This is a genomic window from Streptacidiphilus sp. PAMC 29251, from assembly GCF_054208735.2.
The window spans coordinates 1,814,669-1,840,840 of record NZ_CM135725.2 but is presented as its reverse complement, the minus strand read 5'-3'; the positions used below and the strand labels follow the sequence as shown (position 1 = coordinate 1,840,840).

26 protein-coding genes and 3 pseudogenes are annotated in these 26,172 nt (G+C 72.3%); 16 read left to right on the top strand and 13 right to left on the bottom strand.

From position 1 onward, the window contains the following. Positions 1-38: 38 nt before the first annotated feature. Positions 39-1,664 (top strand): LCP family protein, encoded by a 1,626-nt coding sequence (locus tag ACXKR8_RS08725; protein WP_458272320.1) that lies wholly within the window; start codon positions 39-41, stop codon positions 1,662-1,664. A 51-nt stretch (positions 1,665-1,715) separates the two neighbouring features. On the opposite strand, the pseudogene ACXKR8_RS08720 reads toward ACXKR8_RS08725, so the two are convergent. Beyond that, a pseudogene (locus tag ACXKR8_RS08720) lies at positions 1,716-2,848 on the bottom strand (SpoIIE family protein phosphatase); the annotation flags it as partial. A gap of 261 nt (positions 2,849-3,109) precedes the next feature. Beyond that, positions 3,110-3,577 (bottom strand): annotated as a pseudogene (locus tag ACXKR8_RS08715) (ATP-binding cassette domain-containing protein); the annotation flags it as partial. Positions 3,578-3,884: 307 nt separating this feature from the next. Between ACXKR8_RS08715 and ACXKR8_RS08710 the strand changes: the two are divergent. The 10 genes and pseudogenes from ACXKR8_RS08710 (at position 3,885) to ACXKR8_RS08665 (ending at position 11,767) form a co-directional block, all read left to right on the top strand. Then, positions 3,885-4,538 (top strand): class I SAM-dependent methyltransferase, encoded by a 654-nt coding sequence (locus tag ACXKR8_RS08710; protein WP_462100417.1) that lies wholly within the window; start codon positions 3,885-3,887, stop codon positions 4,536-4,538. 28 nt (positions 4,539-4,566) lie between these two features. Further along, positions 4,567-5,238: a hypothetical protein gene (locus ACXKR8_RS08705; RefSeq protein WP_462100416.1), complete on the top strand. Its 672-nt coding sequence runs from the start codon at positions 4,567-4,569 to the stop codon at positions 5,236-5,238. After that, on the top strand, positions 5,187-5,591 hold the full coding sequence (locus tag ACXKR8_RS08700) for a hypothetical protein (protein WP_462100415.1): 405 nt from the start codon (positions 5,187-5,189) through the stop codon (positions 5,589-5,591). The genes ACXKR8_RS08705 and ACXKR8_RS08700 overlap by 52 nt, the downstream gene beginning before the upstream one ends. Before the next feature lie 104 nt (positions 5,592-5,695). Next, positions 5,696-6,385: a DUF6629 family protein gene (locus tag ACXKR8_RS08695; protein WP_458272317.1), complete on the top strand. Its 690-nt coding sequence runs from the start codon at positions 5,696-5,698 to the stop codon at positions 6,383-6,385. Between the two features lie 54 nt (positions 6,386-6,439). Beyond that, positions 6,440-7,492, top strand: a complete 1,053-nt coding sequence (locus ACXKR8_RS08690; protein ID WP_458272316.1) for a rod shape-determining protein — start codon at positions 6,440-6,442, stop codon at positions 7,490-7,492. Positions 7,493-7,615: 123 nt separating this feature from the next. Next, complete coding sequence (locus ACXKR8_RS08685; RefSeq protein ID WP_458272315.1) at positions 7,616-8,071, top strand: SRPBCC family protein; 456 nt, start codon at positions 7,616-7,618, stop codon at positions 8,069-8,071. Positions 8,072-8,154: 83 nt separating this feature from the next. Next, positions 8,155-8,977, top strand: a pseudogene (locus ACXKR8_RS08680) (SigB/SigF/SigG family RNA polymerase sigma factor). Between the two features lie 52 nt (positions 8,978-9,029). Next, a complete protein-coding gene (locus ACXKR8_RS08675; protein ID WP_458272313.1) occupies positions 9,030-9,911 on the top strand; it encodes an aldo/keto reductase in 882 nt (293 codons plus the stop codon). Between the two features lie 7 nt (positions 9,912-9,918). Continuing rightward, entirely contained in the window at positions 9,919-11,457 is a 1,539-nt protein-coding gene (locus ACXKR8_RS08670; RefSeq protein WP_458272312.1) for an ATP-dependent DNA ligase, read from the top strand. A 58-nt stretch (positions 11,458-11,515) separates the two neighbouring features. Continuing rightward, complete coding sequence (locus ACXKR8_RS08665) at positions 11,516-11,767, top strand: hypothetical protein (RefSeq protein ID WP_458272311.1); 252 nt, start codon at positions 11,516-11,518, stop codon at positions 11,765-11,767. Positions 11,768-11,813: 46 nt separating this feature from the next. Here ACXKR8_RS08665 and ACXKR8_RS08660 read toward each other — a convergent pair whose 3' ends face one another. From ACXKR8_RS08660 to ACXKR8_RS08645, 4 genes are all read right to left on the bottom strand, one after another. Then, positions 11,814-12,443: an NADPH-dependent F420 reductase gene (locus ACXKR8_RS08660; RefSeq protein WP_458272310.1), complete on the bottom strand. Its 630-nt coding sequence runs from the start codon at positions 12,441-12,443 to the stop codon at positions 11,814-11,816. 20 nt (positions 12,444-12,463) lie between these two features. After that, on the bottom strand, positions 12,464-13,162 hold the full coding sequence (locus tag ACXKR8_RS08655; protein ID WP_458272309.1) for a type 1 glutamine amidotransferase domain-containing protein: 699 nt from the start codon (positions 13,160-13,162) through the stop codon (positions 12,464-12,466). A 109-nt stretch (positions 13,163-13,271) separates the two neighbouring features. Beyond that, positions 13,272-14,447, bottom strand: a complete 1,176-nt coding sequence (locus ACXKR8_RS08650) for a lactonase family protein (protein ID WP_458272308.1) — start codon at positions 14,445-14,447, stop codon at positions 13,272-13,274. A gap of 219 nt (positions 14,448-14,666) precedes the next feature. Further along, positions 14,667-15,191 (bottom strand): mycothiol transferase, encoded by a 525-nt coding sequence (locus ACXKR8_RS08645; protein ID WP_458272307.1) that lies wholly within the window; start codon positions 15,189-15,191, stop codon positions 14,667-14,669. Positions 15,192-15,321: 130 nt separating this feature from the next. Here ACXKR8_RS08645 and ACXKR8_RS08640 point away from each other — a divergent pair, with 130 nt between their 5' ends. Together ACXKR8_RS08640 and ACXKR8_RS08635 are read left to right on the top strand one after the other, a co-directional pair. Further along, a complete protein-coding gene (locus tag ACXKR8_RS08640; protein WP_458272306.1) occupies positions 15,322-16,491 on the top strand; it encodes an acyl-CoA dehydrogenase family protein in 1,170 nt (389 codons plus the stop codon). A 202-nt stretch (positions 16,492-16,693) separates the two neighbouring features. Continuing rightward, complete coding sequence (locus tag ACXKR8_RS08635) at positions 16,694-17,518, top strand: putative protein N(5)-glutamine methyltransferase (protein ID WP_458272305.1); 825 nt, start codon at positions 16,694-16,696, stop codon at positions 17,516-17,518. 6 nt (positions 17,519-17,524) lie between these two features. On the opposite strand, the gene ACXKR8_RS08630 is transcribed toward ACXKR8_RS08635, so the two are convergent. Next, positions 17,525-17,998 carry a hypothetical protein gene (locus ACXKR8_RS08630; protein WP_462100414.1) on the bottom strand — a complete coding sequence of 158 codons (474 nt, stop codon included), beginning with the start codon at positions 17,996-17,998 and terminating at the stop codon, positions 17,525-17,527. Between ACXKR8_RS08630 and ACXKR8_RS08625 the strand changes: the two genes are divergently transcribed. The 3 genes from ACXKR8_RS08625 to ACXKR8_RS08615 all read left to right on the top strand — a co-directional run bounded on the left by ACXKR8_RS08625 (position 17,970) and on the right by ACXKR8_RS08615 (position 20,782). Continuing rightward, a complete protein-coding gene (locus tag ACXKR8_RS08625; RefSeq protein ID WP_462100413.1) occupies positions 17,970-18,767 on the top strand; it encodes a hypothetical protein in 798 nt (265 codons plus the stop codon). The two genes, ACXKR8_RS08630 and ACXKR8_RS08625, sit on opposite strands and share 29 nt — an antisense overlap. Positions 18,768-18,920: 153 nt before the next feature. Further along, positions 18,921-19,247 (top strand): hypothetical protein, encoded by a 327-nt coding sequence (locus ACXKR8_RS08620; protein WP_458272303.1) that lies wholly within the window; start codon positions 18,921-18,923, stop codon positions 19,245-19,247. A 62-nt stretch (positions 19,248-19,309) separates the two neighbouring features. After that, positions 19,310-20,782, top strand: coding sequence for an LLM class oxidoreductase (locus ACXKR8_RS08615; RefSeq protein WP_458272302.1), 1,473 nt, complete (start codon positions 19,310-19,312; stop codon positions 20,780-20,782). 56 nt (positions 20,783-20,838) lie between these two features. On the opposite strand, the gene ACXKR8_RS08610 is transcribed toward ACXKR8_RS08615, so the two are convergent. The 6 genes from ACXKR8_RS08610 to mtnA form a co-directional block, all read right to left on the bottom strand. Continuing rightward, positions 20,839-21,342: a beta-class carbonic anhydrase gene (locus ACXKR8_RS08610; protein WP_458272301.1), complete on the bottom strand. Its 504-nt coding sequence runs from the start codon at positions 21,340-21,342 to the stop codon at positions 20,839-20,841. A 149-nt stretch (positions 21,343-21,491) separates the two neighbouring features. Further along, complete coding sequence (locus ACXKR8_RS08605; RefSeq protein ID WP_458272300.1) at positions 21,492-22,358, bottom strand: hypothetical protein; 867 nt, start codon at positions 22,356-22,358, stop codon at positions 21,492-21,494. Positions 22,359-22,404: 46 nt separating this feature from the next. Next, positions 22,405-23,133 carry a polyamine aminopropyltransferase gene (locus tag ACXKR8_RS08600; protein WP_458272299.1) on the bottom strand — a complete coding sequence of 243 codons (729 nt, stop codon included), beginning with the start codon at positions 23,131-23,133 and terminating at the stop codon, positions 22,405-22,407. Positions 23,134-23,142: 9 nt separating this feature from the next. Next, positions 23,143-23,862, bottom strand: coding sequence for an acireductone synthase (mtnC, locus tag ACXKR8_RS08595; RefSeq protein ID WP_458272298.1), 720 nt, complete (start codon positions 23,860-23,862; stop codon positions 23,143-23,145). Beyond that, the gene (locus ACXKR8_RS08590; RefSeq protein ID WP_458272297.1) at positions 23,859-24,455 is read right to left on the bottom strand and encodes a 1,2-dihydroxy-3-keto-5-methylthiopentene dioxygenase; all 597 of its coding nucleotides are present in this window, start codon (positions 24,453-24,455) and stop codon (positions 23,859-23,861) included. Before ACXKR8_RS08590 ends, mtnC begins: the two co-directional genes overlap by 4 nt. 28 nt (positions 24,456-24,483) lie before the next feature. After that, a complete protein-coding gene (gene mtnA, locus ACXKR8_RS08585) occupies positions 24,484-26,130 on the bottom strand; it encodes an S-methyl-5-thioribose-1-phosphate isomerase (protein ID WP_458274925.1) in 1,647 nt (548 codons plus the stop codon). Positions 26,131-26,172: the final 42 nt, after the last annotated feature.

Sequence of the window (26,172 nt, the reverse complement as noted above, 5' to 3'; positions counted from 1 at the left end):
TCAGATAGGCCATGGCAATGTTGAGCACCGGAGGACGAATGAGTGGGGCCACACCTGCGGTGGACGGAGCGCGGGACGGTGCGACCGGCGAGATACCCGGCGGCACGCCCGCGCCGGGGCGTGCCGCACGACGCAAGGCCCAGCGCGGAACGCGCCGGAAGGTCCTGAAGTCCGTGGGCTGGACGCTCGCCGTGGTCCTGGTCGCCGCGGGTGGCGGTGTCGGCTACGTGTACATGCACCTGTCGGGGAACATCAAGTCGGCGCCGCTCTACTCGGGCGGCGACAAGGCCAAGGCCGTCGGCGTGGAGAAGCCGGACCCCTTCGGCCGGACCCCGTACAACCTGCTGCTGATCGGCTCGGACACCCGTGCCTCCGCCGGGGACGCCAAGCTGGGCGGCGACGCCGGTGTCGGCGCCAACGCGGACGTGCAGATGCTGGTGCACCTGTCGGCGGACCGCAGCAACATCACCGTGGTGAGCATTCCCCGCGACACCGTCACCCAGCTCCCCGACTGCGCCCACGACGCCACCGGGCTGATCAACAGCAGCCTGCAGACCGGTCCCAGCTGTACGGCCGCGGCCGTGCACAAGCTCACCGGCATCACCGTGGACGCCTATGCGATGGTCGACTTCAGCGGTGTGGTCGACATGTCCAACGCCCTGGGCGGGGTGAACGTCTGCGTCAGCAGCAACATGTACGACATCTACTCGGGTCTGAAGCTGACCAAGGGCACCCACAATCTGAAGGGGAAGGCCGCGCTGGAGTTCCTGCGCACCCGGCACGCCTTCGGTTCCGGCAGCGACAGCACCGGACGCACCACCGCGACGCACATCTTCTTCACCGACATGATCAACAAGTTGAAGACCGAGAAGACCGTCACCGACTCGCTGGCCATGTACCGGATCGCGGACGCCGCGACCAAGGCGCTGACCGTCAGCGACAACCTCAACACCATCCCCAAGCTGATCGGTCTGGCGGACGACCTCAACAAGGTGGCCACCGACCGGATCACCTTCACCACCATGCAGAACGTCGCCTACAGCGGCACCAACCCGCTGTACAAGGAGGACGTCCAGGAGGACACCGCGGGCGCCCCGGTCCTCTTCAACGCCATCATCAACGACCAGTCGCTGACCTCGGCCGGCGGCGGCAGCACCGCGACCGGCCAGCCCAGCGCGCCGACCACGCCGGCCGGTCCGGCGCTGTCCACGATCACGGTCGGGGTCTACAACGGCACCAGCGTCAACGGCCGCTCCGACGCCCTCGCCGCCGACCTGGTCAAGGAGGGGTTCAACCGGGGCACGGCCGGCTACTCCGACTCGGTGTCCCCGGCCACGACCACGCTGACCTACGGCCCGGGCGACGCGGCCAAGGCCGAGGCGACGGCCAAGGCACTCGGGCTGCCGGCGAAGGCGCTCAAGCAGGGCAGCGCCGCCGGGCTGAAGCTGGTCATCGGCGCGGACTGGACCAGCGGCAGCACCTTCCCCGGCTCGAAGCCGGTGAAGCCCGCGGTGGACACCAAGGCCGCGCTCAGCAACGCCAATGTGCAGACCGCGAACCAGAGCAACAGGTGCGCCCAGGTCGGCACCGAGTACACCGAGCCGGGGCACACGCCGGCGGGCGAGTTCGCCGCCTACCCGAACGTGCCCAACTCGGCTCCGTAGCAATCGGGTTGCCCGCCGCGCCACACCTCGGCCCGCCGCGCCCGGCGCTCGTCAGCCGGGCGCGGGCTGGTCCGGGAGCAGTTGCTCGGCCCAGATGATCTTGCGGGTCGGGGTGTACCGGGTGCCCCACTGCTCGGCGAGCCGGGCGACCAGGAAACAGTCCGCGTCCGCCCTCGTCGGTGGTGGCCGCGTAGCGCAGGTGCGGGGCGGTGCTGCTGCTGGTGTCCGACACCTCGCAGATCAGGGTGCGGGCCCGCAGCAGCCGGACGTGGATCGGTCCGCTGGCGTAGCGGATGGCGTTGGTGATCAGCTCACTGAGGATCAGCTCGGTGACGAACACCATGTCCTCCAGCCCCCACTGGGTCAGCTTGAGGCTGGCCGCGGCCCGGGCGCCGGCCACCGCCTGGGGGTCGAACGGAACCTCCCACTGGGCGATCTGGTCGTCCGGCAGCGCCCGGGTGCGGGCCACCAGCAGCGCGATGTCGTCCTTGGGCAGGGCGGGCAGCAGCGCGTCCAGCACCGCGTCGCAGGTCTCCTGCGGGGTGTGCCCCGAGCCGGAGAGGGCGTCGTTCAGCAGCGAGAGGCCGACGTCGATGTCGCGGGTGCGGTCCTCGATCAGCCCGTCGGTGTACAGCACCAGTTGGCTGCCCTCGGGCAGTTCCAGCCGCACCGTCTCGAAGGGCAGTCCGCCCAGGCCCAGCGGCGGTCCGGCCGGGAGCTCCAGGAACTCCACCGTGCCGTCGGGGTGCACCAGGGCGGGCGGGACGTGGCCGGCCCGGGCCAGTTCGCAGGAGCGGGAGACCGGGTCGTAGATCGCATAGAGGCAGGTGGCCCCGGTGATTGAGCTCTCGCCGTTCGGGCCGGTCTCGTCCTTGTCGATCCTGGCGACCAGCTCGTCCAGGTGCGCCAGCAGGTCGTCGGGGGGCAGGTCCAGCATGGAGAAGTTGTGCACCGCGGTGCGCAGCCGTCCCATGGTCGCGGCGGCGTGCATCCCGTGCCCGACGATGTCCCCCACCACCAGGGCGACCCGGGTGCCGGACAGCGGGATGACGTCGAACCAGTCGCCGCCGACGGCCCCCTGCGCCGGCAGGTAGCGGTAGGCCACGTCCAGGGCGTCCTGGGCCGGCAGCCCGCGCGGGAGCAGGCTCTGCTTGCAGGGTCACCGCCAGCGCGTGGTTGTCGGTGATGGCCGAGATGATCTGTTCCTGGGTGGCGTACTTGGTGTCGAAGGAGCCGCTGTTGCGGCCCAGCCGCAGCACCTCCACCCGGTCGGCGACCGCGCGCACGCTGTCCAGGTCGTGGCTGACCAGCAGCACGCCCACGCCCTGGTCCCGCAGCCGGGTGATCAGCCGCAGCACCAGGGCGGTCTGCTCGACGCCGAGGGCGGCGGTGGGCTCGTCCAGGAGCACCAGTTTGGGGGCGCCGATCAGCGCCCGGGCGATGGCGACGGCCTGGCGCTGGCCGCCGGAGAGGGTGCCGACCGGGACCCGCACGCTGGGGATCCGGCTGGCCAGGTCGCTCAGCAGCCGGCGGGAGCGCTTCTCCATCTCGACCTCGTTGAGGAAGACGCCGAACTTGCGCAGCTCGCGGCCGATGAAGAGATTGGCGACGGTGTCGAGGTTGTCGCAGAGCGAGAGGTCCTGGTGGACCGTGGCGATGCCCAGGTTCTGGGTGCGCAGCGGACTGGTCAGGTCCAGCGGGAGGCCGCCCCAGTCGATCACCCCGGCGTCCGGAGGGGACACCCCGGCGATGGTCTTGACCAGGGTGGACTTGCCCGCGCCGTTGTCACCCACCAGGGCGACCACTTCGCCCTCGTTGATCTCCAGATCGACGTCGTCCAGCGCCTGGACCGCGCCGAACCTCCGCGAGATCCCCCGCACCGACAGCAGGGGAACGTGTGCCACGAGAACCATCTCCGTGCCTAGTGGGTGTGACGGCGCAGTCGATACTCCCGCATGGCCGGGCGGTTCGCACCATGGATTGCACCAGTATCTCGGATATGTGCCCGAGCAGCGCTCGAGTAGTCCCTGGCAGGGTCGGGTACGGCCCTTCGGCGGCGTCGTCACCCGTCGTCACCCGTCGTTCCTCGTCGGAGGCGGTCCGGCCGTAGTCGGCGAAACGCACCGTCCGCAGGCACCTGTGCGCGTACAGTGATGAACGGTGCAGCCGAGGACAGACCGACCCGGGGGGGTAGGCATGGCGAAGCAACGAGTTCTGGACATGCAGCACTTACGCGACCGATTCGTGGACGCGCCGGATTCACTGGGCGCGCGCAAACGGGCCCAGCGGTGGGAGGTGTTCGCCGACACCTTCCCCGGCATCGGCGAGATGAGCGTGATCGACCTCGGCGGAACCGTCGAGACCTGGTTACGGGCCCCGGTGCGGCCGGCCCGGGTGCATGTGGTCAACCTGCTGGAGGATCCGCCCGCCGAGGTCCCGGACTGGATCCGGGCCGAGTTCAGCGACGCCACCGCCCTTTCCGAGCGGATCCTCGCCACCGAGTACGACCTGGTGTACTCCAACTCGGTGCTGGAGCACGTCGGCGGCCACACCCAGCGGCTCCGCTTCGCCGAGGCGGTGCACCGGCTGGCGCCCCGGCACTGGGTGCAGACCCCGTACCGGTACTTCCCGATCGAGCCGCACTGGCTGTTCCCCGGCTTCCAGTTCCTGCCGCTGGCGGCCAGGGCGGAGCTCGCCCGCTACTGGCCGCTGGCGCACAGCCGGGCCGGCAGCACCGAGGAGGGGCTGCGTTCGGCCATGTGCACCGAGCTGATCAGCCGCTCCGAGATGCAGCACTACTTCCCGCACTCGCGGGTGATCAACGAGCACATGGCCGGTCTGGTCAAGTCGCTCATCGCAGCCAAATCCTCCTGAAGCAGCCACGTCCTCCTGAAAGGGACCCATGTCTCGGACGAAGGGCCTGGTCCTACGACTGGGACTGGTACTGGCGGCTGTCCTGGCGATCGCCGCGGTGGCGTTAGCCGACCGGGCCGGGCACAAGGACCCCGGGTGCGCCGCGGGTCTGTGCACCGTCGGGCCGTCCGCCGCGGCCAGGGTGAACGACTCGCCGGAGCCCGTGGTCACCGGGCACCTGCCCGCCCACGGCGGCTGTGCCTCGCCCGGCGCCTGCGGCTGGCCGGACGCGCACAGCACCGGACCGCGGATCGGGCTCAAGCCGCACCGCACCGGGGCGCTGAGCATCGCCACCGACGGAGCCGTGATCAGCGGCTGGGACATCACCGGCTCGCTGGACATCTACGCCAACAACGTCACCGTCATCGACAGCCGGATCACCTCGACCAACTGGTGGGGGATCAACCTACGCAAGGGGTTCAGCGGCCTGCGGGTGCTGCACACCACCATCGTCGGGGTCCCGGGCAAGGGGCTGGACAACGGCGGTGAGGACTACGCGGTGTCCAACATGGGCGGCAGTTCGGTCGAGGTCGGCTGGAACGACATCTCCGGCTACGGCGACATGCTGTCCATGGGCAGGGCAACCTGCACGACAACTACCTGCACGACGTGTCCGCGTTCCGGAACCTCGGCGGCGAGTGGCAGCACACCAACGCCGTGATCAGCGACGGCGGCAACACCGGGCAGCTGATCATCCGTCACAACACCCTGCTCAACCCGGTGGCGGTGGACCAGGGCGCCTCGGCCAGCATCGGCCTGTTCGCGGACACCGGCTCGGTCGCCAACGCCACCGTCGACGACAACTGGCTGGCCGGCGGCGCCTACGCGCTGTACGGGGGCGGCAAGGGGGCGAACGGGATCAAGGTCACCAACAATGTCTTCTCCACCCAGTACCACCCGAACAGTGGTTTCTACGGCGCCGTCACCGCCTGGAACGCGGGCGGGGCGGGCAATGTGTGGAGCAACAACAGGATGTCGGACGGCCGCCCGGTGACGCCGCCGAAGGCCCCCTGAGCAGCGCTGTCCGCTCGACGCAGACTCGCCGCGCGAGGCGCCGCCGCCGCGGTTACGTTGGCCGGACGGACGTGCCGGTCCCGGCGCGCCGTCGGGAGGCAGCGGTGTGCTGGAGTTCCACGGCCGATCTGGTGGCGGGCGGCGTGGTGGCCGGGCTCGGCCTGGTCGCGCTGACCCGGGTGCGCCGGGTCCGGGAGCTGCCGCTGGCGGCGCTGCCGCTGGTGCTCGGGACGCACCAGCTGGTCGAGGCCCTGGTCTGGTGGGGGGCGGAGGGGCGGCTCGGCGGCGGTGCCGCGGCGGCGGCCCGGACGGTGTGGGCGGTGATCGCCTATCCGCTGTTGCCGACCCTGGTCCCGCTCGCGGTGCTGCTGGTGGCCGCCCCGGCGCGGCGGGGCCGGATCCTGCCGTTCCTCGCGGTGGGCCTGGTTTCCTCGGTGGTGCTGGCCGTCGCGGTGGCGGACGGGCCGGTCACCGCGACCATCGACGGGCACACGGTGCGCTACGGCGTGGGCGTCCCGCACTCGACCCTGGTCGGCGCCGGCTACCTGCTGGCCACGGTGGGCGCGCTGGTCGCCTCCGGGCAGCCGGACATCCGCCGGCTGGGCCTCGTCTGCGGGGTCGGCGCGGCGGTGTGCCTGACGCTGTGGCAGACCGCGTTCGTCTCCACCTGGTGCGCGCTGGCGGCGCTGAGCAGCCTGTTCGTGCTGCGCTGGCTCCGGCACGGGTCTGATCGGGGGTCAGATTCCCCCGGACGGTCCGCTCTGCCTGGCGGAGAGGCCCCATCGGCGTTCTGATCGGACTAGGGACTTGTCCGTAACGCGTTGGTGTGTTGGTTGAGGGAGGAACACGTGGCCCAGTTTCGATCCTGCGCTGCTATTGACCTGGGTGCGGCGACGCTGCGGCTGCGGCGCGGTGCGGATGTGCCGGTGGCCGAGACGGTGGCCCGCGCCGTGCTCGACGAGGACGGCACGGTGTTCGCCATGGGCGACGACGCGCTGGTGATGGAGGGCCGGACCTGGGGCGCGATGCGGCTCTGCCGTCCCACCGCCGGCGGTACCGTCGCCGACCACGACGTCACCCTGCTGATGCTGCGCTCGATGCTGCGCGACGCGGGCCGGGGCCGGTACAGCTACGGGGGCAGGGTCGGCGTCTGCATCTCGGCGGCGGTCACCGACCTGGGCACCGCCGCGCTCAAGCAATTGTGCCGGGACGCCGGCTTCACCGACGTACGGCTGGTGCCGCAGGCGCTGGCGGCGGCGGTCGGGGCCGGGATCCCGGTGGACACCCCCTATGCCTCGGTGATCGTCGACCTGGGCGCCGAGCACACCAGCGCGGCGCTGCTGGTCTGCGGCCGGGTCATCGCCTCGCGCTCGACCCGCTTCGGCGGTGACGCGCTGGACGCGGTGGTCGCCCGCTATCTGCGCGAGGAGTACCAGCTGGTGGTCAGCGCGGGGGCGGCGCAGCAGGTGAAGACCGCGCTGAGCCTGCCCGGGGCCGACGACACGGTGCCGGTGCGCGGCCAGAACGCGGCGACCGGACGTCCGCGCGGCTTCTCGCTGCCGGTGCAAGAGCTGCGCGAGCTGCTGCTGCCGCGGGCGGTAGCGGCGGTCTGCGACCAGGTCACGGCGGTGCTGCTGGGCTGCCCGGTGGAGATGTCCGCCGACATCTTCGAGCGCGGCCTGGTGCTGACCGGCGGCGCGGCCCGGTTGCACGGTCTTGAGGAGGCGGTCCGGGTGGAGGCCGACCTGCCGGTGCATGTCGCCGACGACTGCGAGCGGGTGGCGGTGCTGGGGGCGCAGCGGCTGATGGCGGACAACTGGGCCGGCCTGGACCGCTCCGCGTTCCGGGCGACCACCCTGTCCGGCGCGGACCTGGAGCCGGAGCCCGCGGCCGCCGGCTGACCGTCCCCGGTGCTGGCACCGGCGCCGTCCGGTGCGGGTCAGGCTGCGTGGTTCGGGCCGGAGCGGGCAGGCGGACGGGTGAGCAGTCTGCCTGTCCGGCCCGGCGTTGAGGAGTAGCTGGAGATGTCAAAGATCGAGGAATCGGTGGAGGTCGACGTCCCGCTGAGCACCGTCTACGACCAGTGGACCCGGTTCGCCGAGTTCCCCCGGTTCATGGGCGGCGTGCAGCGGATCGACCAGCTCAGCCCCACGCTCACGCACTGGGTGACCAGTGTGGACGGCGTGCACCGGGAGTTCGACGCGAGGATCACCGAGCAGGTGCCGGACGACCGGATCGCCTGGACCTCCGTCAACGGTCCCGAGCAGCGGGGCGTGGTCACCTTCCACCGCATCGACGACAACCGGACCAAGGTCATGCTGCAGCTGGACCACGAGCCGCACGGCGTGGTCGACACGGTGGGGGACCTGCTCGGTTTTGTCTCGCACCAGGTGCAGCACGACCTCGGGGAGTTCAAGAAGTTCATCGAGGAGCAGGCGGACCGGGCGGCGGCGTTCCCCGATTCGGCCCAGTCGGCCTGATCGCTTTCCGCTGATGCGGAGCACCGGGGCGCGGGTGACGATGAACCGCGTAGCTGCGACGGTGCATGAGCGAGAGGGACACCATGACCACGATGTCCGCCCTGCCGGAGCGGCCGGCCGATCTGCGGGGGATCGCCCCCGCCGACGCCCGGACGTTGTCCAAGCCGCTGTTCCGGCGCCTGGCCTCGTTGGAACCGGGGACGCACGAGCACCAGTACGTGCGCGGCACCCTGGTGGAGCTGAACCTGGCGCTGGTGAAGTTCTCCGCGGCGCGGTTCCGCGGGCGCAGCGAGCCGATGGAGGACATCGTCCAGGTCGGCACGATCGGGCTGATCAAGGCCATCGACCGGTTCGATCCGGAGCGCGAGTTCGAGTTCCCCACCTTCGCGATGCCCACGGTGCTGGGTGAAATCCGCCGCTTCTTCCGGGACACCAGCTGGACCGTCCATGTGCCGCGGCGGCTGCAGGAGCTGCGGCTGCGGCTGGCGAAGGCCGGGGACGAGCTGTCGCAGACGCTCGGGCGCGCGGCGACCGAGGCCGAGCTGGCGGTCCACCTCGGCCTGACCGAGGAGCAGGTGCGCGAGGGGGTGCTGGCGTCCAACGCCTACACCGTCGGCTCGCTGGACCTGTACTCCTCCCAGGACGACGCCGACGAGGGCCAGGCCGTGCTGGAACGCTCCGGCGAGGTCGATCCGGCGCTGGCCGCGGTGGACGACCTGGCCTCGCTCAAGCCGCTGATGGACACCCTCACCGAGCGGGAGCGCGACAATCATCGGGCTGCGCTTCGGCGCGGACCTGACCCAGGCCGAGATCGGCGCCCGGCTGGGCATCTCCCAGATGCACGTCTCCCGGCTCCTGGCCCGAGCCCTGGCCCGACTGCGGGAACAGCTCCTGGTGGAGGAATGAACGCGGCAGGGGAGCCGGTTGTTGACCGGGAGTCACCTACCAGGAGGAGCACATGGTGAGTACCGCAGTCATTGCGCAGTCAGGGACGTTCCAGCTCGGTGGAGACCGTACGGTCACCCGGCTGGGCTACGGGACCATGCAGCTCACCGGGCCCGGTGTCTGGGGCGATCCCAAGGACCCGGACGAGGCGGTACGGGTGCTGCGGCGCGCCGTCGAGCTGGGCGTGAACCTGCTGGACACCGCCGACTCCTACGGCCCGGTCGTGGCCGAGCCGCTGATCCGGCGGGCCCTGCACCCCTACTCGGACGACCTGGTGATCGCCACCAAGGCCGGGTTCACCCGTTCGGGTCCGGGCCGGTGGGCTCCGGTCGGCCGGCCCGAGTACCTGCGGCAGCAGGCCGAGATGAGCCTGCGCCACCTCGGCGTGGAGCGGATCGAACTGTTCCAGCTGCACCGGATCGACCCCGCGGTGCCGCTGGCGGACCAGATCGGTGAGCTGAAGCTGCTCCAGCAGGAGGGCAAGATCGCCCACATCGGCCTGTCCGAGGTGAGCGTGGAGGAGCTGAAGGCCGCCCAGCAGACCGCGGAGATCGCCACCGTGCAGAACCGCTACAACCTGACCGACCGCGCCTCCGAGGCGCTGCTGGACCACGCCGAGCAGCACGGCATCGGCTTCATCCCCTGGTTCCCGCTGGCCACCGGCGCGCTCGCGGGCGAGGACGGGCCGCTCCGGGAGATCGCCGCCCGGTTGGACGCGTCCCCGTCCCAGGTGGCGCTGGCCTGGCTGCTGCACCGCTCGCCGGTGATGCTGCCGATCCCCGGCACGTCCAGCGTGGCGCACCTGGAGGACAACCTCGCCGCGGCCGCGCTGAAGCTGTCGGACCAGGACCTGGCCGAACTGACCGCGCTCAGCGGTCCGAGCGAAGGGTCGTAGCAGGACCGTGCTGCAGCAGGTCGCCGCCGCCTCGCGCGCCACCGCCGCCGAGCCCGCCCGCAACGCCAAGGTGGCGCTGCTGGCCGAGCTGCTGCGCGGTCTGGGGCCGGTGGACCTGCCGGCCGCGGTGTCGCTGCTGTCCGGCGAGTCGCGGCGGATGCGGATCGGGGTGGGTCCGGCCGCGCTGCGCGAGCTGCCGCCGCCCGCGGCCGCGCCGACGCTGGGCATCGCCGAGACCGAGCAGGCGCTGCGGACCCTGGCGGCGGTCCAGGGGACGGGCTCCCAGGCCGAGCGGCAGCGCCTGCTCACCGCGCTGTTCGCCCGGGCCACGGCCGAGGAGCAGGGGTTCCTCCGGGCGGTGCTGGGCGGAGAACTGCGGCAGGGCGCGCTGGACGCGGTGATGGGGGACGCCGTGGCCAAGGCCGCCGGGGTGCCGGTGGCGGACGTGCGCCGGGCGCTGATGTTCCGCGGGTCCGCCGCCGCGGTGGCAGCGGCGGCGCTGGAGGGCGGGTCCGCCGCGCTCCGCGCCTTCGGCCTGGAGCTGGGCCGACCGGTACGGCCGATGCTGGCCGCCTCCGCGCCCGACGTCGCCACCGCCCTGGACCGGGTCCGCCCGGCCGGTCTCGAGTGGAAGCTGGACGGGATCAGGGTCCAGGTGCACCGGGACGGCGACCAGGTCGGCGTCTTCACCCGCAGCCTGGACGACATCACCGCCAGGGTGCCGGAGGTGGTCGAGGCCGCCCTGGCCCTGCCGCTGCGCTCCGCCGTGCTGGACGGAGAGGTCATCGCGCTGGGCCAGGACGGCCGGCCGAGGCCGTTCCAGGAGACCGCCGCCCGCACCGCCTCCCGCCAGGACGTGCGGGCGCTGCGGGAGCGGGTGCCGCTGAGCGTCTTCTTCTTCGACCTGCTGCACCTGGACGGCGCGGACCTGCTGGACCGGCCGGGCGAGCAGCGCTTCGAGGCCCTGGCCGGGCTGCTGCCGCCGGAGCTGCGGGTGCCGCGGCTGGTCACCGGGGACGACGAGGCCGCGCTGGCCTTCTTCCGGGACGCGCTGGCCCACGGCCACGAGGGCCTGGTGGTCAAGGATCCGCAGGCGCCCTACGCGGCCGGCCGGCGCGGGGCCGGATGGATCAAGGTGAAGCCCCGGCACACGCTCGATCTGGTGGTGCTCGCGGTCGAGTGGGGCAGCGGACGCCGGCAGGGGCTGCTCAGCAATCTGCACCTGGGCGCCCGCGCGGACGGAGCGGAGGGCCTGGGGGAGTGGGTGATGCTCGGCAAGACCTTCAAGGGCCTCACCGACGAGATGCTCGCCTTCCAGACCAGGGAGCTGCTGGCCCGGGAGGTCGACCGGGACAGCTGGACCGTCCGGGTCCGTCCCGAGCTGGTGGTGGAGGTCGCCTTCGACGGGCTGCAGCGCAGCCCCCGCTACCCGTCCGGGCTGACCCTGCGCTTCGCCCGGGTGCTGCGCTACCGGGACGACAAGGGGCCGGCCGAGGCCGACACCATCGCCACGGTCAGGGAGCTGGCGGCCCAGGAGGGGCTCTGAGGGCTCTCGCCGGTGGGCCGGGGTGCGTATCAGCCGCACCAAGGGGAACGTATGTCGCATGAACGACTCTTCGAACGAGCACCAGCACCATGCCGCCCATATCGTCGTCCGCCCGCCGGTGATGGAGGAGAGGCCGCCCTACCGCCGGGTGGAGATCCTCGGCACCGTGGTCGGCAAGGCCTACGGCATCGAGGATGTGACCGAGTTCGCCCGCCGGGCCGGTCTTGAGGACGTCGACCTGGCCAACACCGGGTCCGTGCGGTGGGAGGGCGGCGGCCCCGGCTTCTGGGGGGCCGACACCGGGGAGTGAGGCACGGCGGGACCGGCCGCACTCCCCGTGACTGTGCGCGGACGGCTCAGCCCTGCGCCAGCGCCTCGCGCAGCTCGGCGGCGGTGAACCGGGGGCCGTAGGCGGGCTTGTCGCGGTCGAAGCGGCGCCCCTCGGCCAGCGGGCCCGCGTCCACCACGTCGAAGCCGAACGCCTCGATCAGGTCGGTGACGACCTTCTTGGCCTCCGCGTCGTCGCCGGAGATCGGCAGCGCGCGGCGGTCGGGGGTGCCGGCCGGGGTGGCGTCGTCGATAATGTGGGCGGCCTGGATGTTGTTGAAGGCCTTGACGATCCTGGAGTCCGGCAGGTGTTTGGCGAGCAGGCCGCTGACCGTGGCCGCGCCGCTGTCGATGGCGTCGACATGGCCGTCGCGCTCGACGTAGTAGTTGTTGGTGTCGATCACGACCTTCCCAGCGAGCGGCTCGGCCGGGACCCGCTGGTAGGCCTTGAACGGGACGGTCACCACCACGATGTCCCCGGCCGCCCCGGCCTCGGCCGGGGTCGCCGCCGAGGCCTGCGGGCCCAGCTCGGCCACCAGCTCGGCCAGCGTCTCCGGGCCGCGCGAGTTGCTCAGGACCACGTCGTAGCCGTGCGCGATCGCCTGCCGGGCGATCGCCTGGCCGATGTTTCCGCTGCCGATGAGTCCGATGGTTGCCATGGTTCGTCCGCCTCCGGGTGTCAGAGTGCCGCTTCGATCAGCGTACGGGCGAGTTCGCCCGAGGACGCCGGATTCTGGCCCGTGTACAGGGTGCGGTCGGTGACGGTGTGTCCGGCGAACGCCGGGCCCTCGTCGAAGTCGGCGCCGAGCTCCTCCAGTCGGTCCTGGAGCAGCCACTTCGCCTTGTCGGCCAGCCCGGCCGCACGCTCCTCGGCGTTGGTGAAGGCGGTCATCCGGTAGCCGGCGAAGGGCCAGCTGCCGTCCTCGCGGCGGGCGGCCAGCAGCGCGGCCGGGGCGTGGCAGAGGATGCCGATGGGGGTGCCCGCGTCCAGGGCCTTGGTCAGCAGCTTGCCGGACACCTCGTTGACGGCGAGGTCCTCCATCGGGCCGTGGCCGCCCGGGTAGAAGACGATGTCGTAGTGGTCCAGCTCGACCTTCTCCAGCGCGTGCGGCTCCTCGAGCTCGAAGCGGATCGACTCCAGGTAGCCGGCGATGGCGTCGGCGCGCTCCTGCCCGCCGTTGGCCTGGGCGGACAGGCTGCCCTGGTCGACGGTGGGGACGACGCCGCCCGGGGTGGCGACGGTGATGTCGAAGTCGGCCTCGCGGAAGATCCGGTGCGGCTCGGCCAGCTCCTCGGCCCAGTAGCCGGTGGGATGTGTCGTGCCGTCAGCGAGGGTCCAGCCGGTGGCGCCGGTGACAACGAAGAGGACGGAGGTCATGGGGCTGTTCTCACTTCTCTCGGACGTTTCCCCCATCATGTCCCGTCGCCGGGGCCCGGCGCGCGCCGAGGGCTCCCGGGAGCCCCCGGCGCGCGCCGTCGGCCGGGCCTCAGCCGGCCGCGATGCCCTCGCCGCCGACCGCGCCGGGGACGGTGACCGAGCCGATCGCGGTGAGCGTGCCGTCGTGGCCGACCCGGAACTCGTCGACGATGCCCTTGGCCCCGGTCTGGGCGTAGAGGAAGCGGCCGTCGGCGCTGGCGGTGGCGTCGACGGTGCCGCCGTCGGTGGCGGTGTTGCCCAGGGCGGCGGGCGTGCCGTGGCTGCCGACCTGGAAGCCGGAGAGGCTGCCGCTGCCGGCGTTGGAGGCGTAGAGGTGGTGGCCGGTGGCGGCGATCCAGCAGGTCGCGGCCTGGCCGGTGGCCACCGGCGTGCCGACCGCGGTCAGCGCGCCGTGCCAGCCGACGGTGTAGGTGGCCACGGCGTTGGGTCCGGCCTCGGTGACCTGGAGCCGGCCGGCCGGGTCGAAGGCGAAGCCGAACGGCACCGCGCCGGGGGTGGAGGTGACCACCGGGGCGGCGGCCGGCGCGCCGAAGCCGGACAGCGGGAAGACATCGATGCTGTTGGCGGCGGCCTTGGTGGTGACGATCAGCTCCCGGCCGTCCGGGGTGAACCCGATCTGCCCGGGGGTGTGCGTGAACTGGGGCGTCGCGGCCGGGTCCAGGCCCAGGCCGCGGTGCCAGGAGGGGATCCGGACCAGGCGGTCGCCGACCCGGGTGAAGCCCTGGACCGAGCCGCCGCCGAGGGCGTTGGCGACATAGACCAGGTCGCCGTGGACCGCGACGCTGACCGGGAACTGCCCGCCGGAGGAGACCGTCTGGAGCCGCTGCAGCCGGTCGCCGTGCACGGCGAAGACGGTGACGCTGTCGCTGCCCGCGTTCACCGCGTAGAGCAGCTGGTGCCGCTGGTCCAGGACCAGCGAGCCCTCCGAGGCCAGGTGGTCCACGGCCGACCCGGCCAGGACCCCGCCGAGGCCGCCGGTGGCGTAGACGCCCGTCTGGGTGAGCGTTCCGTCGGCGTTGCGGTGGTAGGCGACGACGGTGTTGCCCGCGGTGTTGTCGCTCTGCACGAACACGGGCGCGCCGTGGCCGCCGCCCTCGCCGTGACTGCCGCCCTCGTTGGCGCCGGCGGCGAAGGCGGGGGCGGCGAACAGGGCGGTGGCGGCGGCCACGGCGGTGGCGACGGCGAGGGTGCGGGCGCGAGAGCGGGCGGCGCGGATCGAGGACATGATCGAACTCCCTGGGACCTGGGTGGCGTCTGATGGCCGGTCCGCCGCATGTTCCATCAACTCCGCTGCAAGGCAAGGGAGTTGATGGACTGCATGGCTGCTTGACCGATCTTCAGATTAGAGGCTGCCGAGAGGTCCCAATCGGGCAAAAGCCGCAAAGCGCCGAGGCGTCCGCACTCCGTAAGGAATGGCTGCACGGAGCGCCGACACCCGGCCGGGTCAGGACGACCGGCGCCGCCGCAGCACGCCGCGGACGAAGGCGGCCTGGCCGACGTGCTGGAGGTCGTCGGCGATCACACTGACCAGTCGGACGCTGAGGGTGACCGGGGGCTGCCAGGACTCGTCGACCACCCGCTGCAGGTCCGCGTCGGCCAGGGTGTCCAGGAAGCTGAGCGTCTGCGCGTGGACCGCGCCGTGGTACTGCGCCAGCAGGGCCGCCGGGACGTCCCGGAAGGCATCGACGTCGCTGCTGGACTGGCCGTAGCCGTGGGCGTCGGCGGGGTAGGGCAGGTCGAAGCGCTTCTGCCAGTCGCCCGAGTGCCAGATCTGCGGGACGTCGGCGGCCTTGGCGACATGGTCGTCCTGGACCCGGGTGAGGTGCCAGACCAGCCAGCCGATGGAGTTGGCGTCGGGGTCGAGGCGGGCGGAGAGGTCGTCCGGGCCCAGGCCGTCGAGGACGTCCTCGACCGTCTCCTTGATCCGGTCGAAGGCGTCGGCGAGCGGGGTGATGCTGGTTGCGGTCATTCCTCCAGCCTTCCCCGGCGCGACCGCCGACATATGTGACCTGAGTCACACAATGATCGGAGTTGATCTCACCGGGTAGGCGCGCCGACGTGGCGGTGCTGTCGCCGCCCGCCGAGGCGAGGAGAGGCCGATGGCTGAGAATGTGCTGGTCGAGGACCTGTACCGGTTCCAGGAGCTGCTGTCCCCCGAGGAGTCGGAGGTGCTGCTCCGGGTCCGCGACTTCCTGCAGCGGGAGGTCGCCCCGCACGCCAACGACTGGTGGGGCCGGGCGGAGTTCCCGCACGACCTGGTCCCGCGCTACGCCGAGCTCGGCATCGCCGGACTGCCCTACGCGGAGAAGCCGGCCAGCAGCATGCTCAGCGGCTTCATCGCGCTGGAGATGGCCCGGGTCGACGCCTCCATGGCCACCTTCTACGGCGTCCACTCCGGCCTCGCCATGGGCAGCATCGCCCGCTGCGGCTCCCCGGAGCAGCGTGACCGCTGGCTGCCGGCGATGGGCCGGATGGAGCAGATCGGCGCCTTCGCGCTCACCGAACCGCTGGGCGGCTCCGACGTCGCGGCCGGGCTGCGCACCACCGCCAGGCGGGACGGCGACAGCTGGGTGCTCAACGGCGCCAAGCGCTGGATCGGCAACGCCACCTTCGCCGACCTGACCGTGGTCTGGGCCAGGGACGAGGAGAGCGGCCAGGTCCTCGGCTTCGTCGTGCACGGCGGCAACCCCGGCTTCAGCGCCACCAAGATCGAGAACAAGATGGCGCTGCGCACCGTCGAGAACGCGGACATCGTGCTCACCGACTGCCGGGTCCCGGAGACCGACCGGCTGCAGGAGGCGCACGGCTTCCGGGACACGGCGGACGTGCTGCGGCACACCCGCAGCGGGGTGGCCTGGGAGGCGGTCGGGGTGATGCTCGCGGCGTACCGGATCGCCCTGGACTACGCGGTCGAGCGGGAGCAGTTCGGCGGCCCGATCGCCCGGTTCCAGCTGGTCCAGGATCTGCTGGTGCGGATGCAGGGCAATGCCACCGCCTGCCTCGGCATGGTCACCAGGCTGGCGCAGCTGGAGGACTCCGGCGCCTTCCGCGACGAGCAGTCCGCGCTGGCCAAGGCCTACTGCACCACCCGGATGCGGGAGACCGTCGGCTGGGGCCGGGAACTGCTCGCGGGCAACGGGATCGTGCTGGACTACAGCATCGGCCGCTTCGTCGCCGACGCCGAGGCGCTCTACTCCTACGAGGGCACCAGGAAGATCAACACCCTGATCGCGGGCCGTGCGGCGACAGGCATCGGCGCCTTCGTATGACTCGTGTACTGTGGCGGGCGTCGGCGCCGGAACGGTGCCCGACCCCGTGCAGGCAAGGACCGATCGAAGGAGGTGGGACCCAGTGACCGCTGTAGCAGACCGGGTGCCCTCACCCTGCGGTTCGTGCCCCACGACCGCGCGGTCACACCGACACAGGTGACCGGGAGGGCGCCCCCAGGCGTCCCCGAAAGGCACACTCACTTTGTCGGCATCCCCTTCGCCCCTCACCTTCCCCGCCATCGTCACCAGGCTGCGTGCCGCCGGCTGCGTCTTCGCCGAGGACGAGGCGGAACTCCTGATCGCCATCGCCCCCACGCCCGAGGAACTCGCCGCGATGGTCGAGCGGCGCGCGGACGGCCTCCCGCTGGAACAGGTCCTCGGCTGGGCCGAGTTCTGCGGACTGCGGATCGCGGTGGACCCCGGTGTCTTCGTCCCCCGCCGCCGCACCGAGTTCCTGGTCGCCGAGGCGGTCGCGCTGGCCGCGCCCGGCGCCGTGGTGGTCGACCTCTGCTGCGGAACCGGAGCACTGGGCGTGGCCGTTGCCGCGGCTTCGGCTTCGGACGCGGGGATCGAGTTGCATGCCGCCGACGTCGAGCCGGCGGCGGTGCGCTGCGCCCGGCGCAATGTCCTGCCGGTCGGCGGGCTGGTGCACCAGGGCGACCTCTACCAGGCGTTGCCGGACGCGCTGCGCGGCCGGGTCGACGTGCTGGTCGCCAACGCCCCCTACGTGCCCACCGAGGAGATCGGCCTGCTGCCGCAGGAGGCCCGGGTGTACGAGCCGCTGGTCGCGCTCGACGGCGGGGCGGACGGGCTCGACGTCCAGCGCCGGGTGATCGCCGGGGCGGCCGAGTGGCTGGCCCCGGGCGGGCATCTGCTGGTGGAGACTAGCCGGCGTCAGTCCTCCGGCACGGTCGAGCTGTTCGCCCGGGCCGGGCTGATCCCCCGGGTGGTCGGTTGCGAGGAGCTGTACGCCACTGTGGTCATCGGGACTGTCGGGACTGTCGGGACCGGGTCCGCGAACGGCTGAGTGCCGCTAGCATCGGGCGATGTCGTCCATACGTGGGGCTGTTGTGGTTGCCGCCGGAGTGGTGTCGAGCCTGCTCCTGGCCGGCTGCGGATCCGGCGGTACGCCGTCGGTCGCGGTGGCCGGTTCCGGTCCGGCCGGGCTGGGCGGGGTGGTGGGATCGGCGGTCGCGTCGACGCCGGGCCCGAGTACCAGCACGGCCCGGCCGAGCGCCTCCGCGAAGCCGACCGCCGTCCCGTCCGCGAAGAAGCGGGTGCCACCGCTGCCGAAGGCCGGGAACCCCGGCGGTGGGGCGGCCGTCCCGACCGCTGCGCAGGCGGTCGACAGCACGCACCCGACCCGTACGGTCGGCCATGGCACGCCCGGCAGTTGCACCTCCGCCGCGGTGGTCGCCGCGGTCGCGGCCGGGGGAGTGATCACCTTCTCCTGCGGCCCCGACCCGGTGGTGATCACGATGGACGCCACCGCCAAGGTCAGGAACACGTCCTCCCGGGTGGTGCTCGACGGCGGCGGCAAGGTGACGCTCAGCGGGGCCGGCCGGCGGCGGATCCTCTACATGGACACCTGCGACCAGGCCCAGGGCTGGACCACCTCGCACTGCAACGACCAGAGCTCGCCCCAACTCACGGTGCAGAACCTCACCTTCGCTGACGGGAACTCCACCGGGGACACCGCCGAGGGCGGCGGCGGAGGCGCCATCCTGGACCGGGGCGGGCGGCTGAAGGTCGTCAACTCCCGCTTTGTGCGCAACCGTTGCGACCGCACCGGGCCGGATCTCGGCGGCGCGGCGATCCGCGCGCTGGACCAGTCCGGCGGGCTGCCGGTCTACATCGTGGACAGCACCTTCGGCGGTGCCCCGGGCCAGGGCGGCAGCTGCTCCAACGGCGGCGCGCTCAGCAGCATCGGGGTGTCCTGGACGGTGCTGAACAGCGTGCTGACCTACAACTCCGCGGTCGGCAGCGGCGCGAACCCGGCCCGCAGCGGGACGCCCGGCGGCGGCAGCGGCGGGGCGATCTACACCGACGGCAACCGCTACACCGTCACCGTCGCGGGCTCGGTGATCGAGCACAACACGGCCAAGGAGGGCGGCGGGGCGCTGTTCTACGTCAGCAACGACCGCACCGGGACCCTCACGCTGCAGAACTCCACGCTGAAGTCCAACCCCAGCGCGGGCTTTGAGACGGCCGGCTATCCGGGCATCTTCTTCCTCGGCGCGGGCAGGCCGAGCGTGCAGCACTCCACCCTCGGCTGACGCCGATTCCGGCGTTTTTTCCGGCGTCGGGACAGGATCGGAACAAATCAATCCGAACCCATCCGGAACCGTGCAGGTTCGCTATTCTGTCCGAGGGGATGTCAGCTGCCGCCTGGAGATGGGCGGCACGGCAAGCGAACGCATGGGGGGACCATGACCGACTGGGACGACTACCTCGCGCCGGGCGACACGGATGTGACGGCGGAGCAGGTGACCGAGGCGCAGAGCGACCTCGGCGACGCGGCACTGCAGGAGAACTTCGCCGAGGAGGACGCCGGGACGTCCGACTTCTACGCCAACTGGGCGTCGGAGGACGTCCAGGAGGCCAACTTCGACTCCTACATCACCGGGGACGAGCCCGACTACTCGACCGCGATCGAGGACGCCGGCACCTCGCTCGACTACGCGGACTCCTCGCTGGACGAGTCCGCCGCGGCCGACGGCTATGTCGCCGACGCCGCCGACGACCTGTCCTCCTGACCCGTCCGGGTCCTTCGGACGGTCCCAGGCCGTCCGGTTCCTGCTGAATGCCCGGAGGGGCCGTGCCCTCGATCACCCTCGACGCCGAGCGCCGGGTCGCCGCCGACGCGGGACGGGTCCGCACCGCGGCCGTCGACGTCCTGCGCCGGCTCGGCTTCCGGGTCACCTCCGAGATGGCCACCGTGGTGGAGGCCCAACGGGGTTCCGCGGTCCGCTCGGCGATGCTGATGCCGGATCAGGTCCCGGTCGGGGCACGGCTACAGTTCACCCCCGAGCCCGGGGGCAGCTCCTGCGCCCTGCATCTGACGGACCGTTCGGTGTCGGCCGTGGTGCTCGGGGTGCAGGGCCCCTACCAGGCGGCCTTCCAGGCGCTGCTGCAAGCGCTGGACCAGGCGCTGGCGCAGCTCGACCCGGCAGCGGCGAAGGTCGGGTTCGCCGAGCCGCGCTGGTGGGTCCGCGGCCCCAACGTCGAGGCGCTGGAACGCGGGCACGCGGTGGGCCAGCGCCTGGTCGGCGGCATGTCCGCGCGGATCTCGGAGCGGCTGTCCGGCGGCCCCCGCTCCACCGGCCCCACCGGCTGGAGCGGCTACGACCGGCTGGTGGTCAGCTGCTCGGCCGGCGCCGTCACCATGGAGATGAGCACCGCGCGGACGCTGCTGGCCATCCCGGTGATGATCAGCTCCCGGCCCGGCGCGCTGCCGCCGCCGCTGGCGGCCAAGGTGGAGCAGCTCGCGGCGCTGATCGAGCAGCGGCTCAACTCCGGCGGCCGGGGCACCCTCGCGGTCGAACTGCCCGAGGACCAGCGGAAGACCTTTGAATTCCTGCACCAGCAGCTGGGCATCCGCTCGCAGCTGCCGGTGCGGACGCTCTGCGTCTGCCGCGACTGCCGGCACCCCAAGGTGGTCAACCTCGACCTGCAGCGGTTGCGCGAGAAGAACCGCAATCTGAAGATGCTGGCCTCGGTGGTCAGCATGTCCGCGGGGCGGGGCGAACCCAACCCCTTCATGGTCTTCGGCACGGTCTTCCGGCAGGCCAAACTGGACCCGGACTTCATCTGCGGCCGCTGCGAGAGCACCGAGGCGGACGAACAGCCGGTCACCTTCTGCCCCGGCTGCGGGGATCTGCGGAAGGAGCCGGTGCTGGTCACCTGCGGGAAGTGCAGCCATGACTTCCGGGTGCTGGTGAAGGGCGCCCCGATCTGGGAGAAGGCGGCTCCGGCTCCGCCGAAGCTGCTGCCGCCGGGGGTTCCGCCGGTGGCGCTGCCGCCGGTCCCGCAGGCGGCTCCGCCGCAACTGCTCCCGCCGGTTCCGTATGCGGCTGCGCCGCAGTTGCTGCCGCCCGCGCCGCTGCCGGCCAGGCAACCGCCGCCGGCCAGGCAACCGCGGAAGGTCTGTGCGATCTGCGGGAACGCCTACCCCACGCTCTGGTGGGTGCAGGTCGCCGAAGGCGCCTCGCGGCGGACGCTGGCGGTCTGCGCCACCTCGCCGCGCTGCTCGCCGCCGTCCCTGCTGCCGCCGGTCCGCACCCTGCCGTGACGTGACATGACGCCGGCGGAGCCCCTGCTCAGGGGCCCCGCTGACGTCATGCTGTCCTACAGGACGACCTCGTCCAGTTTTCCGGTGGCGACGTCGAAGACGAAACCGCGGACCTGGTCGGTGTGCGGGATGAACGGGCTCGCCTTGATCCGGGCGGCGGACTGGCGGACGTCCGTCTCCAGGTCGCCGAACGCCTCGGCCGCCCACGGCGGCTTGATGCCGGTCTCCGCGCGGATGGACTCGCGGAACGCGTCGTCGGAGAAGGTCAGCATGCCGCAGTCGGTGTGGTGGATCAGGATGATCTCGCGGGTGCCGAGCAGTCGCTGGCTGATGGCCAGCGAGCGGATCGCGTCGTCGGTGGCGACCCCGCCGGCGTTGCGGATCACATGCGAGTCGCCCTCGTTCAGACCCAGCACGCCGTAGACGTTCAGTCGGGCGTCCATGCAGGCCAGAACCGCCGTGTGGCGCGCGGGCGGCAGCGGCAGCGGGCCTTGGAAGGAGGCGGCGTAGCCGGAGTTGTGGGCGAGGTACTGCTCGGTTTCGGTACGTGCTTCGGACATGGTTCGCTCCGGGAGTGCTCGGGGTGCGCCGAAATGGGCCGTGACACTGCGGGGTCCTGCCAGATCAGAAGATCAGCGGTGGCGGCGGCAGCAACACGCGGAGCTGGAGAGACGTCCGAAGTCGACATGGCGACGGCGCACGAGCACGTTCATGGGTCCACCCTAACGCCGCTTGTGCGGGCCATGCCGACAAATGGCGAAATCCTGGACACTTTCGCCCCGCCGCTCAGCCCGGCCAGGACCAGGGAGCTGAGGAAGCCGAGGGCGAGAATCCAGAGGTAGGGGTCCTCGACCCCGTCGCGGTTGTTCGCCAGCCGGTCGGCCGCCGGGACGTTGGCGGGGCTGGTGTCCGGCACCCAGTGCGCGGTGAACTGGAACAGGCCCTCGGCCGTCGTCGCCAGCAGCAAGGCGGTCAGCACCACCGCGCACAGCGTGGCGACGGCTACGTGCCGCGGCTGATCCAGCCACTTCTGCGCGACCAGGAACGCCGCGAACCCCGCGGCCGCCATGGTGAGCACGGCCCAGCCGGGGCGCGCGGGCAGCGGCGGGGCAAGCAGGACGGCCGTGAGCACGGCCGCACCGGTCACCGCGCCCGCTCCGCCGCCGATGGCCAGGGTGCGGGCGCCGACAGCGGCCCGGCGCGAGGTCGTGGCGGCCAGGGCGATCAGGCAGCAGACCAGGACGGTGCCGAAGATCGGCACGCCGTGCACGGTCTTCTCGTGCGACTGGTCGGCCTCGGTGGCGGAGCCGAGGCTGTGGGCCAGGAACAGGCCCTCGGCCAGGATCAGCGCGTACCCGGCGGTGCGCACCAGCCGGGCGGGCCAGTTGTCGGCCACCCGGCCGAGCAGCAGCGAGGCCGCCACCGCGACCAGGATCACGGCGGCCGTGCCGTACCGCATCGGCGCATAGCCGAGGCGGAGGGCCCACAGCAGTCCGGCCGCGGTCAGCAGCACGGTCAGGGCCGAGGGCAGCAGGGTCCAGGTGGGACGTCCGAGCGCGAAGCGGCGTCGAGGCATGGCCGGACTCTACTGGCGGGGCGCGGGGCCGGCCATGGTCCGCGCCTCAGATTCTGGCGACATAGACGGTGTTGGTCGCCAAGCCCCCCTGCAGCGGGTTGTCGAAGGAGACGACATGGGCCGCCGACTCGGCGAACACCTCGGCGAGGACCGCGCCGAACTCCGGATCCGGCGGGTCGTTCGACCAGAGCGCGAAGACGCCCTCGGGCTGGAGCCGGGCGGCCAGCGCGCGCAGCCCGCCCGGCAGGTAGAGCGCGGCGTGGCGCGGGTGCAGCACCTGGCGCGGCGAGTGGTCGACGTCCAGCAGGATGGCGTGGAAGCGGCGGTCCGGCGCTTCCGGGTCGAAGCCGCAGGTGTCGCCGACCATGGCGAAGAAGTCCCCGTGGACCAGTCGGCAGCGCGGGTCCGAGGCCAGTCCGGCGCCCAGCGGGACCAGGCCGCGCCGGTGCCAGTCGATCACCTCGCCGAGGGTGTCGACCACGATCAGCGAGTTCACCCGGGGGTCGTCCAGGGCCGCTCTGGCGGTGTAGCCGAGACCGAGGCCGCCGACCACCACGTCCAGGCCGTCACCAGGCAGCTTGGCGCCGGGCAGCTTGGCCAGGCCGAGCTCGGTGAGGGCGATCTCGCCCGCGGTGAAGAGGCTGGACATCAGGAACTCGTCGCCTAGCTTCACCTCGTAGACGTCCTCGCCGGAGGACGGATCACGCCGCCGCCGCAGGCTGATGTCGCCCATCGGTGTCGGCTTCCAGTCGATCTCCTCGAACCGTGCGCTCATCCGCTCACCCTATGCGACCGCTGCCAGCGCCGACGCACTGAACGAGGCGACGCAGGGGTGGCCGGGGAGGTCGGGGCCGCGGGGGTCGTCGGCGCGGCGGACGCCCAGGGTCTGCCAGCCGGCCTCGGCGGCGGCGTCCAACTCCTCGGCGACGTCGCTGGCGAACAGGATGTGCGCGGCCGGGGTGCCGATCGTGGTGGCGATGCTGCGGTAGGAGCCGGGTTCTCGCTTGCCGCCGGCCGTGGTCAGGTCGAAGTAGCCGTCGAGCAGCGGGGTGAGGTCGCCGAAGGCGGTGTGGGCGAACCAGTCCCGTTGGGCCGGGACGGCTCCGGAGGAGTAGATGTATCGACTCACCCCCGCGACCCGCCAGCGTGCCAGCGCGGCCGGAACTTCCGGGTAGACATGTCCGCTCAGCTCCCCGGCGCGGTAGCCCTCGGCCCAGATCAGCGCCTGCAGCGACTTCAGCGGGGCGGCCTTGACGTCCTGGTCGGACCAGTCCTCCAGGACGCCGACCGCCTGGGCGCAGCTGAGTTCGGCCGAGTCGGTGCGGTCGCGCACGGCGGCGAGCAAGTCACGTCCCTTGGGCGTGTGTTGATGCTTCGTCAGCCAGCGGGCGATCCTGGCCCTGGCGTGCGGGAAGAGCACCTCCTGGACGTGCGAGACCGAGCCGGTGGTGCCCTCGATGTCGAGGACGACGGCGTGGACCGGGCGGCGCGGCGGGTGGTTCATCCGGCGACCGCCAGCAGGTCGTCCAGCCGGGGGAAGCGCTGGGCCAGCGGGTCGCCGGTGAAGTCGCCGACCCAGCCGTCCTCCTGCTCGAAGAAGCGGATGGCGGCGAACTCGGGCCGCGGGCCCATGTCGAACCAGTGCCGGGTGCCGGCCGGCACCGACAGCAGATCCCCGGCCTCGCAGACCACCGCGTGCACCTCCCCGTCCAGGTGCAGGTAGAAGCAGCCGGTGCCATGGGCGAAGAAGCGGACCTCGTCCTCGCCGTGCCGGTGCTCCTCCAGGAAGGTGGAGCGGGCCGCCGCTGCCTTCTCCTGCCTCCCCGGGGATTCGGCGCTGTCGGCGCCGTCCGCGGTGTGCAACCGGGCGACGTCGACCAGGCGCAGGCCGCGCCGGGCGCACAGCTCGTCGACCTCGGTTCCGTAGCGGGTGAGCAGGGTGCCGTTGGGCACCGAGGCGTCGACCGGGCCGCGCAGCGGCCAGCGTTCGAAGCCGATGCCGTGGGCGGCCAGCGCCTCGGCGATCGCGGTGGAGTCGCGGGTACGGAGCCGGATCTCGGCCGGGTCGGTGTCCGGCATGGTCTGCAGCAGAGTCATCGTCAGTTTCCTTCCACGAAGTGGTAGTTTAGAGAGCTGGGAGCAGGTCCGCGCCGGTCAGCAGTGCCAGTTGGAAGATCGCCTCGAAGCACTCCAGCCGGTTTCTGGCCTGGGCGAGGTCCGCTCCCCAGACGGTGATGCCGTGGTCGGCGATCAGCAGGCCGGGGGCCGGGTCCGACGCTGTCGCCGCCGCCGTTGCGAGGTACTCGGCGACCTCGGTGGCGATCAGGCCGACGTCGGGCCAGTTGGGGAACACCGGGACGTCGGTCCGCCCGTGGTCGGCCAGGCCGAGCCCCTTCAGCAGCTCCTGGCCGCGCAGCGGCACCGACCCGAACAGCCCGGGCCCGTAGTCCCGGGCGCTGCGGGTGGCCACGGCGGTGGCATAGGGGGAGTGGACGTGGATCACCGCACGGGCAGTCGTGTGCCGGTAGACCGCGGCGTGAATGGCGGTCTCGGCGGAGGGCCGCCCGGGACCGCCGCCCAGCGGAGCACCGCTCTCGGCGGTGATGCCGATCATGTCGGCGGCGGCGAGCGAGTCCTTGTCGCGCCCGCTGGGGGTGATCAGCGCGGTGTGGGCGACCCCGGGCAGCCGGACCGAGAGATTGCCCGCCGTCCCCGGCATCCAGCCGCGCTGGTAGAGCGTCCGGCACATCGCGGCGAGCTCCCCGCCCGGAGAGCCACCCGGACGCACCGTCCGGCATTCGGTCACGATCGCGGTGACCAGCTCGGCCGGGGTGACGTCGAAGGCCGGGTTGTACGCGCCGGTGCCCGGCGGAACGGTGGTGATGCCGGCGAAGGCGGTGACCTCGGCCGGGTCGCGCTCCTCGATGACGATGCCGGAGCCGTCGGCCAGCGAGCGGTCCCAGCTGGACTCGGGCGCCACCACCAGGAACGGGATCCGGTGCCGGGCCGCGGCGACGGCCAGGGCGTAGGTGCCGATCTTGTTGGCGACGTCGCCGTTGGCGGCGATCCGGTCGGCCCCGACCAGCACGCAGTCGACCAGGCCCCGGGCCATCGCGGCCGGACCGGCGGAGTCCGTGCACACCCGGTGCGGCACACCCGCCTGACCCAGCTCCCAGGCGGTGAGCCGGGCGCCCTGCAGCAGCGGCCTGGTCTCGCCGGCCAGCACCTCCTCCACCGCGCCCTCGGCGTGCAGCCGCAGGATCGTCCCGAGCGCGGTGCCGACGGCGGCGGTGGCGAGCCGTCCGGTGTTGCAGTGGGTGAGGATGCGCAGCGGCCGGTCCGGGCAGAGCTCGCGCACCAGCGCCGCGGCGCGGTCCACGGCGGCCAGGTTGACGCCGATGTCCTCGGCCAGCATGGCCTGGGCCTCGGCCAGCACAGCCGCAGGGCCCTCGGCCAGCCGCCCCAGGGTCCGTTCGACGGCCCAGGAGAGGTTGACGGCGGTGGGCCTGGCGGCGGTCAGCCGGCGGGCGTCGGCGCGTACGGCCGACTCGTCCAGGCCGTTGCGCCCTGCCGACAGCGCGGACAGCGCCACGCCGAACGCGCCGGCCAGGCCGATCGCCGGGGCGCCGCGCACCGCGAGCGAGGTGATCGCGGCGATCACCTCGTCCACCGTGCTGAGCCGCAGCGGGCGCTGCTCGGTCGGCAGGCCGCGCTGGTCGAGGGTGACGACGCAGTCGCCCTCCCAGGCCAGCGAGGTCGGTGTCGGGGCCATCGCCACGGGATGCTCCTGGACTTGTGTGCTGACGGTCAGCCA

Excerpts from the sequence above, each read along its gene's own strand:
- ACXKR8_RS08725 (WP_458272320.1), top strand. The coding sequence starts at position 39 with ATGAGTGGGGCCACACCTGCGGTGGACGGAGCGCGGGACGGTGCGACC.
- ACXKR8_RS08660 (WP_458272310.1), bottom strand. The coding sequence starts at position 12,443 with ATGGCAACCATCGGACTCATCGGCAGCGGAAACATCGGCCAGGCGATC.
- ACXKR8_RS08655 (WP_458272309.1), bottom strand. The coding sequence starts at position 13,162 with ATGACCTCCGTCCTCTTCGTTGTCACCGGCGCCACCGGCTGGACCCTC.
- ACXKR8_RS08645 (WP_458272307.1), bottom strand. The coding sequence starts at position 15,191 with ATGACCGCAACCAGCATCACCCCGCTCGCCGACGCCTTCGACCGGATC.
- ACXKR8_RS08665 (WP_458272311.1), top strand. The coding sequence starts at position 11,516 with ATGAACGACTCTTCGAACGAGCACCAGCACCATGCCGCCCATATCGTC.
- ACXKR8_RS08705 (WP_462100416.1), top strand. The coding sequence starts at position 4,567 with ATGTCTCGGACGAAGGGCCTGGTCCTACGACTGGGACTGGTACTGGCG.
- ACXKR8_RS08650 (WP_458272308.1), bottom strand. The coding sequence starts at position 14,447 with ATGTCCTCGATCCGCGCCGCCCGCTCTCGCGCCCGCACCCTCGCCGTC.
- ACXKR8_RS08625 (WP_462100413.1), top strand. The coding sequence starts at position 17,970 with ATGGACGCCACCGCCAAGGTCAGGAACACGTCCTCCCGGGTGGTGCTC.
- ACXKR8_RS08710 (WP_462100417.1), top strand. The coding sequence starts at position 3,885 with ATGCAGCACTTACGCGACCGATTCGTGGACGCGCCGGATTCACTGGGC.
- ACXKR8_RS08675 (WP_458272313.1), top strand. The coding sequence starts at position 9,030 with ATGGTGAGTACCGCAGTCATTGCGCAGTCAGGGACGTTCCAGCTCGGT.
- ACXKR8_RS08640 (WP_458272306.1), top strand. The coding sequence starts at position 15,322 with ATGGCTGAGAATGTGCTGGTCGAGGACCTGTACCGGTTCCAGGAGCTG.
- ACXKR8_RS08620 (WP_458272303.1), top strand. The coding sequence starts at position 18,921 with ATGACCGACTGGGACGACTACCTCGCGCCGGGCGACACGGATGTGACG.
- mtnC (WP_458272298.1), bottom strand. The coding sequence starts at position 23,862 with ATGAACCACCCGCCGCGCCGCCCGGTCCACGCCGTCGTCCTCGACATC.
- ACXKR8_RS08605 (WP_458272300.1), bottom strand. The coding sequence starts at position 22,358 with ATGCCTCGACGCCGCTTCGCGCTCGGACGTCCCACCTGGACCCTGCTG.
- mtnA (WP_458274925.1), bottom strand. The coding sequence starts at position 26,130 with ATGGCCCCGACACCGACCTCGCTGGCCTGGGAGGGCGACTGCGTCGTC.
- ACXKR8_RS08685 (WP_458272315.1), top strand. The coding sequence starts at position 7,616 with ATGTCAAAGATCGAGGAATCGGTGGAGGTCGACGTCCCGCTGAGCACC.
- ACXKR8_RS08610 (WP_458272301.1), bottom strand. The coding sequence starts at position 21,342 with ATGTCCGAAGCACGTACCGAAACCGAGCAGTACCTCGCCCACAACTCC.
- ACXKR8_RS08590 (WP_458272297.1), bottom strand. The coding sequence starts at position 24,455 with ATGACTCTGCTGCAGACCATGCCGGACACCGACCCGGCCGAGATCCGG.
- ACXKR8_RS08600 (WP_458272299.1), bottom strand. The coding sequence starts at position 23,133 with ATGAGCGCACGGTTCGAGGAGATCGACTGGAAGCCGACACCGATGGGC.